Origin of the sequence: Nocardioides sp. (genome assembly GCF_044226765.1) — a bacterium.
Taxonomy (GTDB): domain Bacteria; phylum Actinomycetota; class Actinomycetes; order Propionibacteriales; family Nocardioidaceae; genus Nocardioides.
On the sequence record NZ_JBGAGJ010000008.1, the window covers coordinates 1 to 15,701 of the forward strand.

The 15,701-nt window shown below is 72.9% G+C and carries 14 protein-coding genes and 2 rRNA genes; 8 read left to right on the forward strand and 8 right to left on the reverse strand.

The window, feature by feature from the left end:
- From ACILRH_RS16020 to ACILRH_RS16045, 6 genes are all read left to right on the forward strand, one after another.
- Nucleotides 1–128, forward strand: a 23S ribosomal RNA gene (locus ACILRH_RS16020); the annotation flags it as partial.
- A 145-nt stretch (nt 129–273) separates the two neighbouring features.
- A 5S ribosomal RNA gene (gene rrf / locus ACILRH_RS16025) occupies nt 274–390 on the forward strand.
- 91 nt (nt 391–481) lie between these two features.
- On the forward strand, nt 482–1,411 hold the full coding sequence (locus ACILRH_RS16030) for a tetratricopeptide repeat protein (protein ID WP_395694928.1): 930 nt from the start codon (nt 482–484) through the stop codon (nt 1,409–1,411).
- 63 nt (nt 1,412–1,474) lie between these two features.
- Entirely contained in the window at nt 1,475–2,278 is an 804-nt protein-coding gene (locus ACILRH_RS16035) for a PP2C family protein-serine/threonine phosphatase (RefSeq protein WP_395694929.1), read from the forward strand.
- A gap of 17 nt (nt 2,279–2,295) precedes the next feature.
- Complete coding sequence (locus tag ACILRH_RS16040; RefSeq protein WP_395694931.1) at nt 2,296–3,216, forward strand: alpha/beta fold hydrolase; 921 nt, start codon at nt 2,296–2,298, stop codon at nt 3,214–3,216.
- Nucleotides 3,217–3,390: 174 nt separating this feature from the next.
- Nucleotides 3,391–3,924 carry a DUF3145 domain-containing protein gene (locus tag ACILRH_RS16045; RefSeq protein ID WP_395694933.1) on the forward strand — a complete coding sequence of 178 codons (534 nt, stop codon included), beginning with the start codon at nt 3,391–3,393 and terminating at the stop codon, nt 3,922–3,924.
- Between the two features lie 18 nt (nt 3,925–3,942).
- Here ACILRH_RS16045 and ACILRH_RS16050 read toward each other — a convergent pair whose 3' ends face one another.
- From ACILRH_RS16050 to ACILRH_RS16080, 7 genes are all read right to left on the reverse strand, one after another.
- Nucleotides 3,943–4,437 carry a hypothetical protein gene (locus tag ACILRH_RS16050; protein WP_395694935.1) on the reverse strand — a complete coding sequence of 165 codons (495 nt, stop codon included), beginning with the start codon at nt 4,435–4,437 and terminating at the stop codon, nt 3,943–3,945.
- Between the two features lie 53 nt (nt 4,438–4,490).
- Complete coding sequence (locus tag ACILRH_RS16055; RefSeq protein WP_395694937.1) at nt 4,491–5,933, reverse strand: acyl-CoA carboxylase subunit beta; 1,443 nt, start codon at nt 5,931–5,933, stop codon at nt 4,491–4,493.
- Between the two features lies 1 nt (nt 5,934).
- On the reverse strand, nt 5,935–7,185 hold the full coding sequence (locus tag ACILRH_RS16060; RefSeq protein WP_395694939.1) for a beta-ketoacyl-[acyl-carrier-protein] synthase family protein: 1,251 nt from the start codon (nt 7,183–7,185) through the stop codon (nt 5,935–5,937).
- 42 nt (nt 7,186–7,227) lie between these two features.
- Nucleotides 7,228–7,473 (reverse strand): acyl carrier protein, encoded by a 246-nt coding sequence (locus tag ACILRH_RS16065; protein ID WP_134742449.1) that lies wholly within the window; start codon nt 7,471–7,473, stop codon nt 7,228–7,230.
- 77 nt (nt 7,474–7,550) lie between these two features.
- On the reverse strand, nt 7,551–8,528 hold the full coding sequence (locus tag ACILRH_RS16070) for a beta-ketoacyl-ACP synthase III (protein WP_395694941.1): 978 nt from the start codon (nt 8,526–8,528) through the stop codon (nt 7,551–7,553).
- Nucleotides 8,525–9,712, reverse strand: a complete 1,188-nt coding sequence (locus ACILRH_RS16075; RefSeq protein WP_395694943.1) for an acyltransferase domain-containing protein — start codon at nt 9,710–9,712, stop codon at nt 8,525–8,527. The genes ACILRH_RS16070 and ACILRH_RS16075 overlap by 4 nt, the downstream gene beginning before the upstream one ends.
- Before the next feature lie 80 nt (nt 9,713–9,792).
- Nucleotides 9,793–10,986, reverse strand: coding sequence for a PucR family transcriptional regulator (locus tag ACILRH_RS16080; protein ID WP_395694945.1), 1,194 nt, complete (start codon nt 10,984–10,986; stop codon nt 9,793–9,795).
- Between the two features lie 134 nt (nt 10,987–11,120).
- Between ACILRH_RS16080 and ACILRH_RS16085 the strand changes: the two genes are divergently transcribed.
- Entirely contained in the window at nt 11,121–12,059 is a 939-nt protein-coding gene (locus ACILRH_RS16085; RefSeq protein ID WP_395694947.1) for an alpha/beta fold hydrolase, read from the forward strand.
- 210 nt (nt 12,060–12,269) lie between these two features.
- Here the strand turns inward: ACILRH_RS16085 and aceE are convergent, their stop codons facing one another.
- Nucleotides 12,270–15,038 carry a pyruvate dehydrogenase (acetyl-transferring), homodimeric type gene (gene aceE, locus ACILRH_RS16090; RefSeq protein WP_395695233.1) on the reverse strand — a complete coding sequence of 923 codons (2,769 nt, stop codon included), beginning with the start codon at nt 15,036–15,038 and terminating at the stop codon, nt 12,270–12,272.
- A 215-nt stretch (nt 15,039–15,253) separates the two neighbouring features.
- Here aceE and ACILRH_RS16095 point away from each other — a divergent pair, with 215 nt between their 5' ends.
- The gene (locus ACILRH_RS16095; RefSeq protein WP_395694949.1) at nt 15,254–15,697 is read left to right on the forward strand and encodes a DUF3052 domain-containing protein; all 444 of its coding nucleotides are present in this window, start codon (nt 15,254–15,256) and stop codon (nt 15,695–15,697) included.
- The last annotated feature ends 4 nt before the right edge of the window (nt 15,698–15,701 follow it).

The window sequence follows — 15,701 nt, forward strand, 5'->3', positions numbered from 1 at the left end:
GTTTCAAGATGAGGTTTCCCACCCCCTCGAGGGGGTAAGGCCCCCAGCAGAACACTGGGTTGATAGGCCGGAGGTGTACAGCAGCAATGCCCAGCCGACCGGTACTAATAGGCCGAGGGCTTGTCCCACAAACCCTCAACCAAGACAACACCGTCTTCGAGTTGCTCGCGTCCACGAATCCAGCACGACAGATCCACCACAACACAACAGTGGCTTGGACGTGCGCCTCGCGCCGGCGAACCGCCGGTGTCGAGCGACGCACTCCGCAAGAGTTACGGCGGCCATGGCGAGAGGGAAACACCCGGTCCCATCCCGAACCCGGAAGTTAAGCCTCTCAGCGCCGATGGTACTGCGACCGCGAGGTCGTGGGAGAGTAGGACGCCGCCGGACATACACTCACGAGGGGCCACCTGGACAGGTGGCCCCTCGTTGCATTTCCACTCCCACCTTTCTGGCACCAGCTGACCGAGGAGCAACCGTCGTGGCCGAGCAACGTCGCCCCCAACGTCCGGCGAGCAAGGGCTCGTCACCGGCCCGGTCCGGCAAGCCGGCCCCGCGGGGCGGCAAGCCCGCACCACGAGGGGGCAAGCCGGCCGAGCGCGGTGGCAAGCCGGCAGCACGAGGGGGCAAGCCGGCCGAGCGCGGTGGCAAGCCGGCCGGCAAGCGGCCGGCGCGGCAGAGCGACTGGCGCCGGCCCGCGGACAAGCAGGCCGCCCGCACGGCGGAGCGGGCCGTCTACGACGGCCCCGACCTGCCCGAGGACATCACCGGTCGCGAGCTCGACCGCGCCGTCGCCGCCCAGCTCAAGGGGCTGCCGGAGAAGCTCGCCGCGCGCGTGGCCCGGCACCTCGCGGCAGCGGGGATGCTCATCGACGAGGACCCGGAGACGGCCTACCAGCACGCGCTCGCGGCCCGGGCCCGGGCGCCTCGACTCGCCGTGGTGCGCGAGGCGACGGGGGAGGCCGCCTACGCGGCCGGTCACTACGCCGAGGCGCTGGCCGAGCTGCGGGCGGCCAAGCGGATGAACGGCGCGACGGCGTACCTGCCCATCATGGCCGACTGCCAGCGGGCGCTCGGGAAGCCCCAGGAGGCGCTGAAGCTCGCCAAGAGCCCGTCGGTCGTGAACTTCGCGCCGGAGGCCAAGGCGGAGATGACCATCGTCGAGGCCGGCGCGCGCCGGGACCTCGGCCAGCTCGACGCCGCGCTGCGGACCCTGGAGCTGGCGCCCCTCACCTCGAAGAGCCGTGCGCCCTGGGTGGTCCGGTTGCGCTACGCGTACGCCGACACCCTCGAGGCGGCCGGTCGGGAGCAGGACGCGCTGGCCTGGTTCCACCGCACGCACGCCATCGACAGCGAGCAGCTGACCGACGCCGACGAGCGGGCGGACGCGCTCGAGCGCAAGATCGGCTGAGCATCGACTTAGCCCGGCGCCGCCCCTGCCAGAATGGGGCGGCAGGCGATCGGAGGACGACGGGTGCTGCGCTTCTCGGGTGCGGGGATCAGTGACGTGGGCCGGGTGCGCCCCGAGAACGAGGACTCCGCGTTCGTCGGGCCGTACGTCGCGGTGGTGGCCGACGGTGTCGGAGGGGCCGCGGCCGGTGAGGTCGCGTCGGCGACGGCCACCTACGCGATGGCGGCCACGGCGCTCGCGCGGTTCGGCGACGTGCCCGAGGTGGTGCTCACCGCTGGCGCCGAGGCCGCGCAGGCCAGCGTGCAGCGCGGGGTGCAGACCGACCTGCGCCGGTTGGGGATGGCGACGACGCTGACCGCCGTGGTGTGCGACGGCGACCGGGTCGTGCTCGGGCACGTCGGGGACTCTCGCGCGTACCTGCTGCGAGACGGCCGGGCCACGCAGGTCTCGCGGGACCACACCTACGTGCAGCGGCTGGTCGACCACGGCGAGATCGACGCCGTCTCGGCCGCCGTCCACCCCTGGCGCAACGTCGTGCTGCGGTCGGTGGACGGGGATCCGGTGCACCCGGCCGTCGACCTGGTGCCGCTGGACGTCGTGCCGGGCGACCGGCTGCTGCTGTGCAGCGACGGGCTGACCGACCTGGTGCCCGACGAGGCGATCGCCGGCCTGCTCGGCGGTGGCGAGCCCGAGGAGGCGGCGTCGGCCCTGGTCGACGCGGCGCTCGGGGCGGGCGGCCGCGACAACGTCACGTGCGTGGTGCTCGACGTGGTCGACGGTCCCCGGGTGGTCGGCGACGGCCAGCTGCTCGGTGCCGTGCGGGAGATCGCCAACGTCGTGGATCCGGCGGCCGTGCGCGGCCGCTGAGGTGGCATACTCTCGGTATGAGCAATGTCCGCCGGCCGGCCCTCGAGGGCACGGTCGCGGTCCGCGACGACCGGCGGCTGAGCTTCGCCGAGTACGGACCGCGCCGGGGTCCGGCGATCGTGTGGATGCACGGCACCCCGGGTGCCCGCCGGCAGATCCCGCTGGAGGTGCGCGAGTACGCCGACCAGCGGGGCGTCCGGATCATCGGACTGGACCGGCCCGGCATCGGCTCCTCGACCCCCCACCTCTACCCGGAGCTGCGGGACTGGACCCATGACCTCGAGCTGCTCCTCGACACCCTGGCGATCGACACGGTGCGCCTGATCGGGCTCTCGGGCGGCGGCCCGTACGTGCTCGCCGCCGGCGCGGCCCTGCCGGACCGGGTGCACGGCGTCGGGGTGCTCGGCGGTGTCGCGCCCACCTGCGGACCGGACGCCGTGGAGGGCGGGGCGATGCAGCTCGCGGTCGCGCTCGCCCCCGTGCTGCGGACCGCCCGGGTGCCGCTCGGGGTGCTGCTCACCCAGGGCATCCGGCTGGTCCGGCCGCTCGCCGGCCCCGCGCTCGACCTGTATGCCGCGGTCCAGCCGCCCGGTGACAAGAACCTGCTCTCCCGCCCGGAGTTCAAGGCGATGTTCCTCGACGACCTGCTCAACGGCAGCCGGTTCCAGACGTCCGCGCCCCTCAACGACCTGGTGCTCTTCACCCAGCCCTGGGGCTTCGAGCTCGCCGACGTCCGGGTGCCGGTGCGGTGGTGGCACGGCGACGCGGACCACATCGTGCCGTTCCGCCATGGTCAGCACGTCGTCGACCGGCTGCCGGACGCCACGATGACGGTGATCGACGGGGAGAGCCACCTCGGCGGCCTGGCGATCGCGCAGGACGTCATCGAGACGCTCATGGACCTCGGGCCGCGGCGCGCCGGGGCCGTCCGCCCCTGACCGGCAGCGATCCGACCGCCGGGTCCGGGACGCCGGTCTGACCCCCGTCGTGAAGGTGCTTGGTGTTCAGGCGCCCCATGCGTCACAATGGTGTCCACAACTACATCGCTGTCACTTGTCCGACCTCGTCTCCACTGGTCGAGCCCGCTGGGGAAGGCGCAGCTCGCGCCGGAGATGAAGGAGGCCACGGTGACCGCACGCACCGCTACCCGCACCGCGACGAGGGGCGTCCTGTACGTCCACTCAGCGCCGTCCGCGCTGTGCCCGCACATCGAGTGGGCCGTCAGCGGCGTCCTCGGCGCGCCCGTGAGCCTGGACTGGACCCCCCAGCCGGCGCAGCCGGGTGCCTACCGCGCCGAGCTCTCCTGGACCGGCGAGGCCGGTGCCGCCGCGGCGATCGCCTCCGCGCTGCGCGGGTGGAACCACCTGCGCTTCGAGATCACCGAGGAGCCCACCGCCTCCTCCGAGGGCTCCCGGTACTCCTACACCCCCGAGCTCGGCGTCTTCCACGCCGTCACCGGGCTGCACGGGGACCTGATGATCCCCGAGGACCGGCTCAAGGCCGCCGTGGTCAAGGCCGCGTTGGGGGACACCACGCTGCTCGTGGAGATCGACAAGCTGCTCGGCAAGCCCTGGGACGACGAGCTCGAGACGTTCCGCCACGCCGGCGAGGGTGCCCCGGTCCGCTGGCTCCACCAGGTGGTCTGAGGCGCGGCCGGCGCCTGCTCAGGGGCGGCGGAGCCGGAAGTGCGACGGCTCGAACCAGCCGCGGTGCTCCCCGCTGTCGGTGTACCAGGTCAGCTTCGCACGGATCGTGAAGCGGCCGGGACGGGTGGACCACCGGCAGAAGCGGAAGACCTTGCGGGCACGCCTGGCGTCGGAGTCGGCGATGTAGGTCCCCGAGGCGATCGTGTCGCCGGTGCGGTCGTCGAGGAACGTCTCGAGGGTCCAGTCGTCGGTGGCCACCCGCACGACGTAGCGGTAGTAGTGGTTGTGGCACCCCTGCCGCAGCACCCCGTCGGCCGCCGCCGTCGAGCCCAGGGCGGCACCCGACCGCCGCTGGCCGCCGTCCGGACCGGACGACGGGGGTCCGAGCACCTGCCCGACCAGCCCCGAGACCGGGTCGGACCGGCGCTCGGCGGACGCCGGTGCCGTGGTGAGGAGGCCGGTGACCAGGCTCGCCCCGGCGAGCACCGCAGCCGATCGTGTGACGGGCGTCATGCCCGGTCCAACGCGCGACCGCCCGTCGCCGTTACGGGGTGGTGCCGAGCCGGCTACAGCGGGATGTTGCCGTGCTGCCCGCGTCGGACGCCGACGGACTGGACCGCGTCCTCGATGGCCCGGGCGATCGCGGTGCGGGTGGCGGTCGGCTCGACGACCTCGTCCACGACGCCGATCTCGACGGCCCGGTCGACGCCGCCGGCGATGCGCTCGTGCTCGGCCGCGAGCTCGGCCTCCACCTGCGGGCGGATGTCGGGGGCGACCTCGGCGAGGCGGCGGCGATGCAGGATGCGGATCGCGGCGACCGCCCCCATCACCGCGACCTCCGCGCCGGGCCAGGCGAAGACCTTGGTGGCGCCGAGCGACCGGGCGTTCATGGCGATGTAGGCGCCGCCGTACGTCTTGCGGGTCACCAGCGTGACCCGCGGCACCACACACTCCCCGAAGGCGTGCAGGAGCTTGGCTCCGCGCCGCACGACCCCGTCCCACTCCTGCCCGACTCCGGGCAGGTAGCCGGGGACGTCGACGAGGACGACCAGGGGGACCCCGAACGCGTCGCACATCCGCACGAAGCGGGACGCCTTCTCCGCCGAGAGCGAGTCCAGGCAGCCGCCCAGGCGCAGCGGGTTGTTGGCGACGACACCGACGGTGCGGCCGCCGAGGCGGCCCAGGGCGGTGACGATGTTGGGGGCCCAGCGCGCGTGCAGCTCCTGGGCCGAGCCCTCGTCGAGGACCGACTCGACCAGCGGGTGCACGTCGTAGGCGCGCTTCTTCGACTCCGGCAGCAGGCCCGCGAGGTCGCGGTCCTCGACCTCACCGACCCGGATGGAGCCCTGGGCGCCGAGCAGGTCGGCGACGCCGCGGGCCCGGTCGAGCGCCTCGCGCTCGGACTCGGCGAGGATGTGGACCACGCCGGACCGCCGGCCGTGCGGCTCGGGGCCGCCGAGGCGGAGCATGTCGACGTCCTCGCCGGTCACCGACCGGACCACGTCCGGGCCGGTGACGAAGATCCGCCCCTCGGGGCCCAGGATCACGACGTCGGTGAGCGCCGGGCCGTACGCCGCCCCGCCGGCGGCCGGACCCAGCACGACCGAGATCTGCGGGATCTTGCCCGACGCCTGCGTCATCGCCTGGAAGATCCGGCCGACCGCGTGCAGGGAGAGCACGCCCTCGGCCAGGCGCGCGCCGCCGGAGTGCCAGAGCCCGATGATCGGCACGCCGTCGGTCATCGCCCGGTGGTAGGCGTCCACGACGACCCGGCAGCCCAGGTCGCCCATCGCGCCGCCCATCACGGTGGCGTCGGAGCAGAACGCGACGACCCGGGTCCCTCGGACCTGGCCGACCGCGGCGAGCATGCCGGAGTCGTCGTCGGGCGTGATCAGCTCCAGCGTGCCCTCGTCGAACAGCGCGGTGAGCCGGTGGACGGGGTTGCGGGGATCCTGCTCGCGGGGGAGCTTCGCGGGCTTCTGGGACCTGCTCTGGGCGGTGGCCGTCACCTCACACCGACCCGAACGCGACGGCGACGTTGGCGCCACCGAAGCCGAAGGAGTTGTTGAGCGCCGCGATGTCGCCGACCGGCAGGTCGCGGGCCTTGGTGGCGATGTCGAGCTCGACCTGCGGGTCCTGGTCGTCGAGGTTGATCGTCGGCGGCGCGGTGCGGGTGTGCAGCGCCATCACGGTGGCGACCGCCTCCAGCGCGCCGGCCCCACCGAGCAGGTGCCCGGTCATCGACTTGGTGCTGGTGACGACGACCTCGGTCGCGTGTGCGCCGAGCGTCGCGTGCAGCATCAGGCCCTCGGCGATGTCGCCCTGCGGTGTGGACGTCGCGTGGGCGTTGACGTGGGCGATGTCGGCCGGGCCGATCTCGGCCTCGGCGAGGGCGCGGAGGATGGCGCGGGAGCCGCCGCGGCCCTCGGGGTCGGGCTGGGCGATGTCGTGGGAGTCGGCCGTGATGCCGGCGCCGAGGACGGTGGCGTAGATGCGCGCCCCCCGCGCGAGCGCGTGCTCCTCCGACTCGAGCACCAGCACGCCGGCGCCCTCGCCGAGCACGAACCCGTCGCGGGCGAGGTCCCATGGCCGCGACACCGCGGTCGGGTCGCCCCCGTCGGGACCGCTCGCGGTCTTCGACAACGCCATCATGTTCGCGAAGGCCGCCATCGGGAGCGGGTGGATCGCCGCCTCGGTGCCGCCGGCGACGACCACGTCGGCCCGGCCCAGCCGGATCTGGTCCAGGGCCAAGGAGATGGCCTCGTTGCCGGACGCGCACGCCGAGACCGGCGTGTTCACCGCCGCGCGCGCCCCGACGTAGAGGCTGATCTGCGCCGCCGGCGCGTTGGGCATCAGCATGGGGACCGCGAGCGGGGAGACCCGGCGCGGTCCCTTCTCCTTGAGCGTGTCGTAGTTGTCCAGCAGCGTCGTGACGCCGCCGATCCCGGACGCCATCGCGACGCCGAGGCGGTCGTGGTCGACCTCCGCGCCCTCGAGGCCGGCGTCCTTCCAGGCCTCCATGGCGGCGACCATGGCGAACTGGGAGGACCGGTCCAGCCGGCGGGCCTTGACCCGCTCGAGGACCTCCGAGGGCTCGACCGCGATCCGGCCGGCGATGCGCACCGGCATCTCGGCGGCCCACTCGTCGGTGAGGTACCGGACGCCCGAGCGTCCGGCGACCAGGGCGTCCCAGGTGGTCGCCACGTCGCCCCCGACGGGGGAGGTGGTCCCGAGACCGGTGACGACGACTCGCTTCGACATGCTGCTCCTAGTGTCTCGACAGGTTGGACAGTCGAGGAACGATCAGGCCTGGGCCCGCTCGATGAAGGCGACGGCGTCGCCCACGGTCTTGAGGTTCTTCACCTCGTCGTCGGGGATCGAGACGCCGAACTTCTCCTCGGCGGCGACGACGACCTCGACCATGGACAGCGAGTCCACGTCCAGGTCGTCGACGAAGGACTTGTCGAGCTGGACGTCGTCGGCGTCGATGCCGGCGACCTCGTTGACGATCTCGGCGAGGTCGGAGCGGATCTCCTCGGTGGTTGCCATCGAGCTTCTTCCCTTTCGGTTGCTTCCAGTGGAACTTCGGTGGTGGTGCGGGATGGTGCGAACTGCGGTAGTGCGGTCTACGGGACGGTGACGACCTGCGCGGCGTACGCGAGGCCGGCACCGAAGGCGATCAGGAGGGCGGTGTCGCCGCTGCGGGCGTCACCCTCCGCGATCATCCGGTCGAGGGCGAGGGGGATGGACGCCGCCGACGTGTTGCCCTGGTCGGCGATGTCGCGGGCGATGCGGACCCGCTCGGGGAGCTTCATCGCGCGGGCCATCGCATCGGTGATGCGCATGTTCGCCTGGTGGGGCACGAAGACGTCGAGGTCGTCGAGCGTCACCCCGGCACGGTCGAGGGCCTGCTGGCCGATCTTGGCCATCGCGTACGACGCCCAGCGGAACACCGCGTTGCCCTGCATGACCAGGTGGGGCATGACCGGGTTGTCGGAGGCGACGACGTCGCGCCAGTCCTCGCGCTGCCGGATCAGGTCGAACTGCTCGCCGTCGGAGCCCCAGACCACCGGTCCGATCCCCGGGGTGGCACTGGGCCCCACGACCGCGGCGCCGGCGCCGTCGGCGAAGATGAACGCCGTGCCCCGGTCGCCGGTGTCGGTGATGTCGGAGAGCCGCTCGACGCCGATGACCAGCACGTGGCCGGCGGTGCCACCACGGACCAGGTCGGAGGCCAGTGCGATCCCGTGGCAGAAGCCGGCGCAGGCCGCGGAGATGTCGAACGCCGCGGCCTGGTCGGTGCCGAGCTCGTGGGCGATCGCGGTGGCGATCGCCGGGGTCTGGATCAGGTGGGTGACGGTCGCGACGATGACGCAGTCGACCTGGCGGGCGTCGATGCCGGACCGCTCCAGCGCCTGGCGCGCCGCGGCCACCGACATGACCTGCACCGTCTCCTCGGGCGTCGCCCAGCGACGCTGGCGGATGCCGGACCGCTGCTGGATCCACTCGTCGCTGGAGTCGATGGCGTCGACGACCTCGGCGTTGGGGATCACCCGTGACGGCCGGTAGGCCCCGATGCCGAGGATCGCGGCGTGCTCGGTCACGAGGCGGCGCCCTGCGGGTGGAGCCGCAGCAGCGGCTGGCCCGGGGAGACCAGGTCGCCGTCCTCGACCAGCCATTCCACGACCTGGCCACCGTGCGGTGCGGTGACCCCGGTGCGGTCGCGCGAGCTGGCGACCTCGCCGATCACCGTGCCCGGAGCCAGGAGGTCGCCGTCTCGAGCAGCACCGGCGACGTGGAAGGTGCCCTTGCCCGGCGAGACGACCATCCGCCAGGTGGGGGCGGTCTCCATCTCGGACGACTCGCCATGCTTCGCGCAGAAGGCCCGGGCGTCGTCGAGCTGGTCGGGGGTCTTGAGCGCGAAGGTCTCCACGCCCTTGAGTGCTCGCCTGGCGATGCCGGTCAGCGTGCCCGCGGGGGGCATCTCGAGGATGCCGGTGACCCCGAGGTCCTCCATCGTCTCCAGGCACAGGTCCCAGCGCACCGGGCTGGCGATCTGGCCGACCAGCCGGGCGAGCACGTCGCGGCCGTCGTGGACGACCTGGCCGTCGCGGTTGGAGATCACCCGGGTGCGCGGGTCGTGGGTCGACACGGAGCGGGCCAGCGCGGCCAGGTGGCCGACGGCCGGCTCCATGTGGTGGGTGTGGAAGGCACCCGCCACGCTCAGCGGCATCAGCCGCGCCTTCGTCGGCGGGTCGGCGGCCAGGGCGGCCAGCTGCTCGGTGGTGCCGGCGGCGACGATCTGGCCCGGGCCGTTGTCGTTGGCCGGGGTGAGCCCGTGCCGGTCGAGGGCGCCGAGCACCTCGGCGCGGTCGCCCCCGAGGACCGCCGTCATCCCGGTCGGGGTGACCGCCGCGGCGTCGGCCATGGCGCGGCCGCGCTCGCGGACCAGCACCATCGCCTGCTCGGCGGTGATCACCCGTGCGCCGGCGGCAGCGGCGATCTCGCCGACGCTGTGGCCCGCGACCGCGCCGATCTGGGAGAACGCGTCGGCCGGGTGCGGGAACAGCTCGAGCGCGGCCACCAGGCCGGTGGCGACGAGGAGGGGCTGGGCGATCCGGGTGTCCCGGATGGTCTCGGCGTCGGCCTCGGTGCCGTAGTGCGCCAGGTCCAGCCCGGCGACCGTCGCCAGCCAGTCGAAGCGGGCAGCGAAGGTGGGGTCCTCCAGCCACGGTCCGAGGAAGCCGGGGGTCTGGGCGCCTTGTCCGGGGGCGACGATGACGAGCACGACACCCACTGTGCCTGGACGCCGGCCACCACCTCGCCTCGGGCGCACACGAAAACGCCGGGACGAACTTTGTAGGGTTCCTACAACGTCCGCGCGGACTGGCGACCCAGCACCAGGGCGATCTCGAGGGTGAACGCGTCGCGGGCGTCGGTCGGCGCGAGCGCGGTCAGGTCCGCGACCTGTCGCAGCCGGTAGCGCACCGTGTTGGGGTGCACGAACAGCGCGCGGGCGGCCGCCTCGAGGGACGAGCCGCGCTCGAAGTACGCCGTCAGCGTCTCGATCAGGGTGCCGCGCGCGTGCAGCAACGGCAGGTAGACCTCCTCGACGAGGTGCCGGCGGGCGTGGCCGTCGCCGGCCAGGGCGCGCTCGGCGAGCAGGTCCGAGCTGCGTACCGGACGGGGTGCGGCCGGCCAGCCGGGTGCCGCGCGCAGCGCGGAGAGCGCCGCCCGGGCCGACACGTGGGCCTGGCCGAGGTCGGACGCGACCGGGCCGACGACCACCGGGCCGTCGCCGAAGTGGTCGGCGACCGCCTCGCCGGCCGCCCGCGGGTCGTCGACGCCGCCCAGCACCACGACGAGCCGGTCGCCCTGCACCGCGCACAGCGCGTCCATGCCGGCGGCGCGGGCGGACCGGCGTACCTCGTCGAAGGTGTCGGTGTCGCTGCGGTCGGCGGCGATCGCGCCGAGCACCACCGCGACGTCGCCGCGTCCGGCCCACCCCAGGGCGCTCGCCCGGGACAGCAGCGTCTCGTCCGGCTCCGAGCGGAGCACCGCGTCGACGACCAGCGCCTCGAGGCGCGCGTCCCAGGCGCCACGCTGCTCGGCGGCCCGGGCATACACCTCGGCGGTGGCGAAGGCGACCTCGCGGGCGTAGCGCAGCACCGCGGCCCGGACGTCGGCGGCGTCGGCCGGCTCCAGCAGCTCCTCGACGTTGCTCTCGACCACCTCGATCGACAGTCGCACCAGGTCGACGGTCTGCTGGAGGTTGATGACCCCGGCGAGCGCCCGCGGAGCCACGCCGAACACCGCCGCGACCATCTCGGTGCCCCCAGGGGCCGGCTGGTCCCGGCCCGCCAGCCGGTACCAGTCGACGAACCCGCGGATGCCGGCCTGGACGATGACGCCCACCCACGAGCGGTCCTCGGCGCTCAGCTCGCGGAACCAGGGCATGTCCGACTCCATCCGGGCCATCGCGGCCGTGCTCAGCGCACCGCTGGCCCGCTGGAGGGCGTCGGCGGCCCGGTGAGGGGCCGTCGTGCCCTTGCGTGGAGTCACCCGCACACGCTAGGGCACCCGTGGATCTGCCCGGAACCCCGGTGAAACCGGGAGATTCCGGGCCCCGGGGGGCGGGTACGTCTGGTTGAATCGAGTTCAACAGCCCGGGGTGGCTGTGCGACCTGGGAGGCACCATGTCCGGCCCTGCCGACGTCCAGTACCTGACGATCAACGGGCACCGGCGCGCCTTCGTCAAGGTCGGGTCCGGGCCGGCGCTGCTGCTCCTGCACGGCCTCGGCTGCGACCACACGACGTGGGAGAGCGTGATCGAGCCGCTCTCCCGGCGCTACACGGTCATCGCTCCCGACCTGCTGGGTCACGGGCGGTCGGACAAGCCGCGCGCCGACTACACCCTCGGCGGCTTCGCCAACGGCATGCGGGACCTGCTCACCGTGCTCGGGATCGACAAGGTCTCGGTGGTCGGGCACAGCTTCGGTGGCGGCGTGGCGATGCAGTTCGCCTACCAGTACCCCGAGCGGACCGAGCGGCTGATGCTCGTGGCGTCCGGCGGCCTCGGCCCCGAGGTCACGCCGGCGATCCGGATGATCAGCCTGCCCGGCTTCCACCCGGTGATGACCGTGCTGACGCTGCCGGGCATCCGGCACGCCGGCAAGCTCGGGCTGCGGGCCCTGTCCGGCACCGGCCTGCCGGCCACCCGCGACCTCGACGAGGTCGCGGAGATCTTCGACACCTTCCGTGACGCGCACGCCCGCCACGCGGTGCGGCACGTCGTCAAGGCGGTCGTCGACTGGCGCGGCCAGGTCCTGAGCATGGCCGGCCGGGCCTACCTCATCGAGGCGATGCCGCTGTGGGTCGTCTGGGGGCAGGACGACCAGGTCATCCCCGTCGCCCACGCCGCCCGGGCGGCGGAGCTGGCTCCGCACGCGCGGGTCGAGGTCTTCGACGACGCCGGCCACTTCCCGCACAAGGACCACCCGCAGCGGTTCGCCCGGCTCGTCCACGACTTCGTGCGCACGACCGAGGCGTCGTCGTACTCCCGGGCGCGGTTCCGCGCCCTGCTCCGCTCCGGCGGTGGCGCCGCCTCGCTGCAGGCGGTCTCGGACACGGCGTAGCCGCGTTCCCGCTGGTGCGGGGACGGGGAGGGGATGAATCCCCGGTCAGCCGGGGAAACCTGACGTTGTCAGGGGTTGCAACGCCCGACAACGTCAGGCAGTGCCCGTCCGCTGGTGCCGGTGGTGCTGGTGGGACTGGTGGGACTGTGAGTCGTCGCGCTGCCCGGGTGGGAGCTGGACGCCCTGCTGGCCGCCAGACCGCCGGCGGGACTAGGCGTCCCCGCCCTCCTGCTTGACGCCGGCGACCGCGGTGGGGTCGTCGATGCGGTAGCGGGCGAACGCCTCCTCGACCTTGTCGCGACCGATCTGCCCGGCGTCGGCGAGGGCCTGGAGGGCCTGGACGACGACCGACTGCGCGTCGATGTGGAAGTAGCGGCGGGCCGCAGGGCGGGTGTCGGCGAAGCCGAAGCCGTCGGCGCCGAGCACGCGGTAGTCGCCGGGCACCCACCGGGCGATCTGGAGCGGCACCGCCCGCATGTAGTCCGACACGGCCACGACGGGGCCCTCGACGCCGCCGAGACGGTCGGCGACGTACGGCGTCCGCGGGCTCTCGCCGGGGTGCAGCAGGTTCCACTCCTCGGCCGCCACGGCGTCGCGGGCCAGCTCGTTCCAGGAGGTCACCGACCAGGTGTCGGCGCGCACGCCCCACTCCTCGGCGAGGATCCGCTGGGCGTCCTCGACCCACGGGAACCCGACGCCGGAGGCGAGCAGCTGCACCCGGGGGCCGTCGCCGTCCGCGGGGGCGGTCGCGACCCGGTGCATCCCCTTGAGGATGCCGCGCACGTCGACGTCCTCGGGCTCGGCGGGCTGGGCGACCGGCTCGTTGTAGACGGTGAGGTAGAAGATCACGTCCTCGCCCTGTCCGTTCGAACCCGTGTCGCCGTACATCCGCTCCAGGCCCGACCGCATGATGTGGCCGATCTCGTAGGCGAACGCCGGGTCGTAGTGCACGACCGCCGGGTTGGTCGCCGCGAGCAGCGGGGAGTGGCCGTCGGCGTGCTGGAGGCCCTCGCCGGTCAGGGTGGTGCGGCCGGCGGTGGCGCCGACGAGGAAGCCGCGCGCCAGCTGGTCGGCCATCGCCCAGATCGAGTCACCGGTGCGCTGGAACCCGAACATCGAGTAGAAGATGTAGAACGGGATCATCTGCTCGCCGTGGGTGGAGTACGCCGACCCGGCCGCGGTCGCCGACGCCAGGGCGCCGGCCTCGGAGATGCCCTCGTGGAGCATCTGGCCCTGGGCCGACTCCTTGTAGGAGAGCAACAACTTCCGGTCGACCGACTCGTACTGCTGCCCGCCGGGGTTGTAGACCTTGGCGCTCGGGAACATCGAGTCCATGCCGAAGGTGCGGTACTCGTCCGGCGCGATCGGGACGATCCGCTGGCCGATGCCGGGGTCCTTCATCCAGTCCTTGAGCAGCCGGACGACCGCCATCGTCGTGGCCACCTTGTGCTTGCCCGAGCCCTGCTTGAGCTCGGCGTAGATGTCGTCGCCGGGCAGGGTGAGCGGCTTCGCGCGGAGGACCCGGCGCGGCAGCGAGCCACCGAGCTGCTTGCGACGGTCGAGCATGTAGGCGATCTCCGGGGAGTCGGCGCCCGGGTGGAAGAACGGCGCCGCGCCCGTCTCCTCGTAGGAGCGGTCGAGGTCGCGGTCGGAGATCGGGAGCCGCAGCCGGTCGCGGAACTTCTTCAGGTCGTCCGGCGTCAGCTTCTTCATCTGGTGGGTGGCGTTCTTGCCCTCGAGGGCGTCGATGGTCCAGCCCTTGATGGTCTTGGCCAGGATCACCGTCGGCTGGCCGACGTGCTTGGTGGCGGCGTCGAAGGCGGCGTACACCTTGCGGTAGTCGTGACCACCGCGCGGCAGCTTCTGGATCTGCGCGTCGGTCATGTGCTCGACCATGGCGCGCAGCCGCGGGTCGGGGCCGAAGAAGTTCTCCCGGACGTAGGCGCCGTCCTCGACCGAGTAGGTCTGGAACGCGCCGTCGGGGGTGGTGTTCATCTTGTTGACGAGCACGCCGTCGACGTCGCGTGCGAGGAGCTGGTCCCAGCCCTGGCCCCAGATCACCTTGATGACGTTCCAGCCGGCGCCGCGGAAGTTGGCCTCCAGCTCCTGGATGATCTTGCCGTTGCCCGTGACCGGCCCGTCGAGCTGCTGCAGGTTGCAGTTGACGACCCACACCAGGTTGTCGAGCTCCTCGCGGGCGGCGACCCGGATCGCCCCGAGCGACTCCGGCTCGCCCATCTCGCCGTCACCGAGGAAGGCCCACACGCGCTGCTCGGCGGTGTCCTTGATGCCGCGGTTCTGCAGGTAGCGGTTGAACCGCGCCTGGTAGATCGAGTTGATCGCGGTCAGGCCCATCGAGACCGTGGGGAACTCCCAGAACTCAGGCATCAGCCGCGGGTGGGGGTAGGACGACAGTCCGGCGTGCGGACCGTGCTGCACCTCCTGGCGGAACCGGTAGAGCTGCTCCTCGGTGAGCCGGCCCTCGAGGAACGCCCGGGCGTAGATGCCGGGGGAGGCGTGGCCCTGGATGTAGATCTGGTCGCCGCCGCCGGGGTGGTCCTTGCCGCGGAAGAAGTGGTTGAAGCCGACCTCGTAGAGGCTGGCCGACGACTGGTACGTCGCGATGTGGCCGCCGACCTCGAGCCCCTTGCGGTTGGCGCTGGAGACCATCACGGCGGCGTTCCAGCGCAGGAACGCGCGGATCCGCTGCTCGGCCTCGTAGTCACCGGGGAACCACGGCTCGCGCTCCGGCGGGATGGTGTTGATGTAGTCGGTGCTGCGCAGCGCGGGGACGCCGACGTTGGACTCCCGAGCCCGCTCGAGCAGGCGCAGCATCACGTAGCGGGCGCGCTCGCGGCCGCGCTCGTCGACGAGCGCGTCGAAGGACTGGATCCAGTCCAGGGTCTCGTCCGGGTCGATGTCGGGGAGCTGGGTGGGCAGGCCCTCGTGGATGACGGTCGGGGTGGTGCCGCTCCGCAGGGTGCCCGTGCCGGGGGTGGTGGTCTCATCGGTCACCGGGCCATCGTCCCACGCGATCACAGGGCGGAAAATTTACCCGCGGGTAGTCCCACGGGACGTGCGTCCACGTCGGGTGGGTTGCGCCCCTGCCCCAACTCCGGTGGACTACTCCCCACTCCGGGGGACCCCGGTGGCACCTGCGGGTGCGAGCCTTGAGGAAGACAGGGGAGGCGAACGTGAGCGCGACGCCGGGTGGCGGACCCACCCAGACAGACGGGACCGCTGCGGGACCGGCCGACCGGCTGGGTCTCCGGACCGGGATGGTCGTCCAGGAGCTCGGCTGGGACGCCGACAGCGACGACGAGCTCCGCATCGCGATCGAGGACGCCATCGACGCGGACATGGTCGACGGCGACTACGGCAACGTGGTCGACACGGTGGTGCTGTGGTTCCGGGCCGAGGACGGGGACCTGGTCGACAGCCTGGTGGACGCCCTGACCGACCTCGTCGGTGGCGGGGCGATCTGGCTGCTCACCCCGAAGGTCGGGCGTCCGAGCGCCGTCGACCCGACGGACATCGCCGAGGCGGCGCCGATCGCGGGCCTCGCGCAGACCACGACCGCCGCGGTGAGCAGGGACTGGGCGGCGACCCGGCTCGTCGCGCCCAAGTCGCGCGGGTAGACCC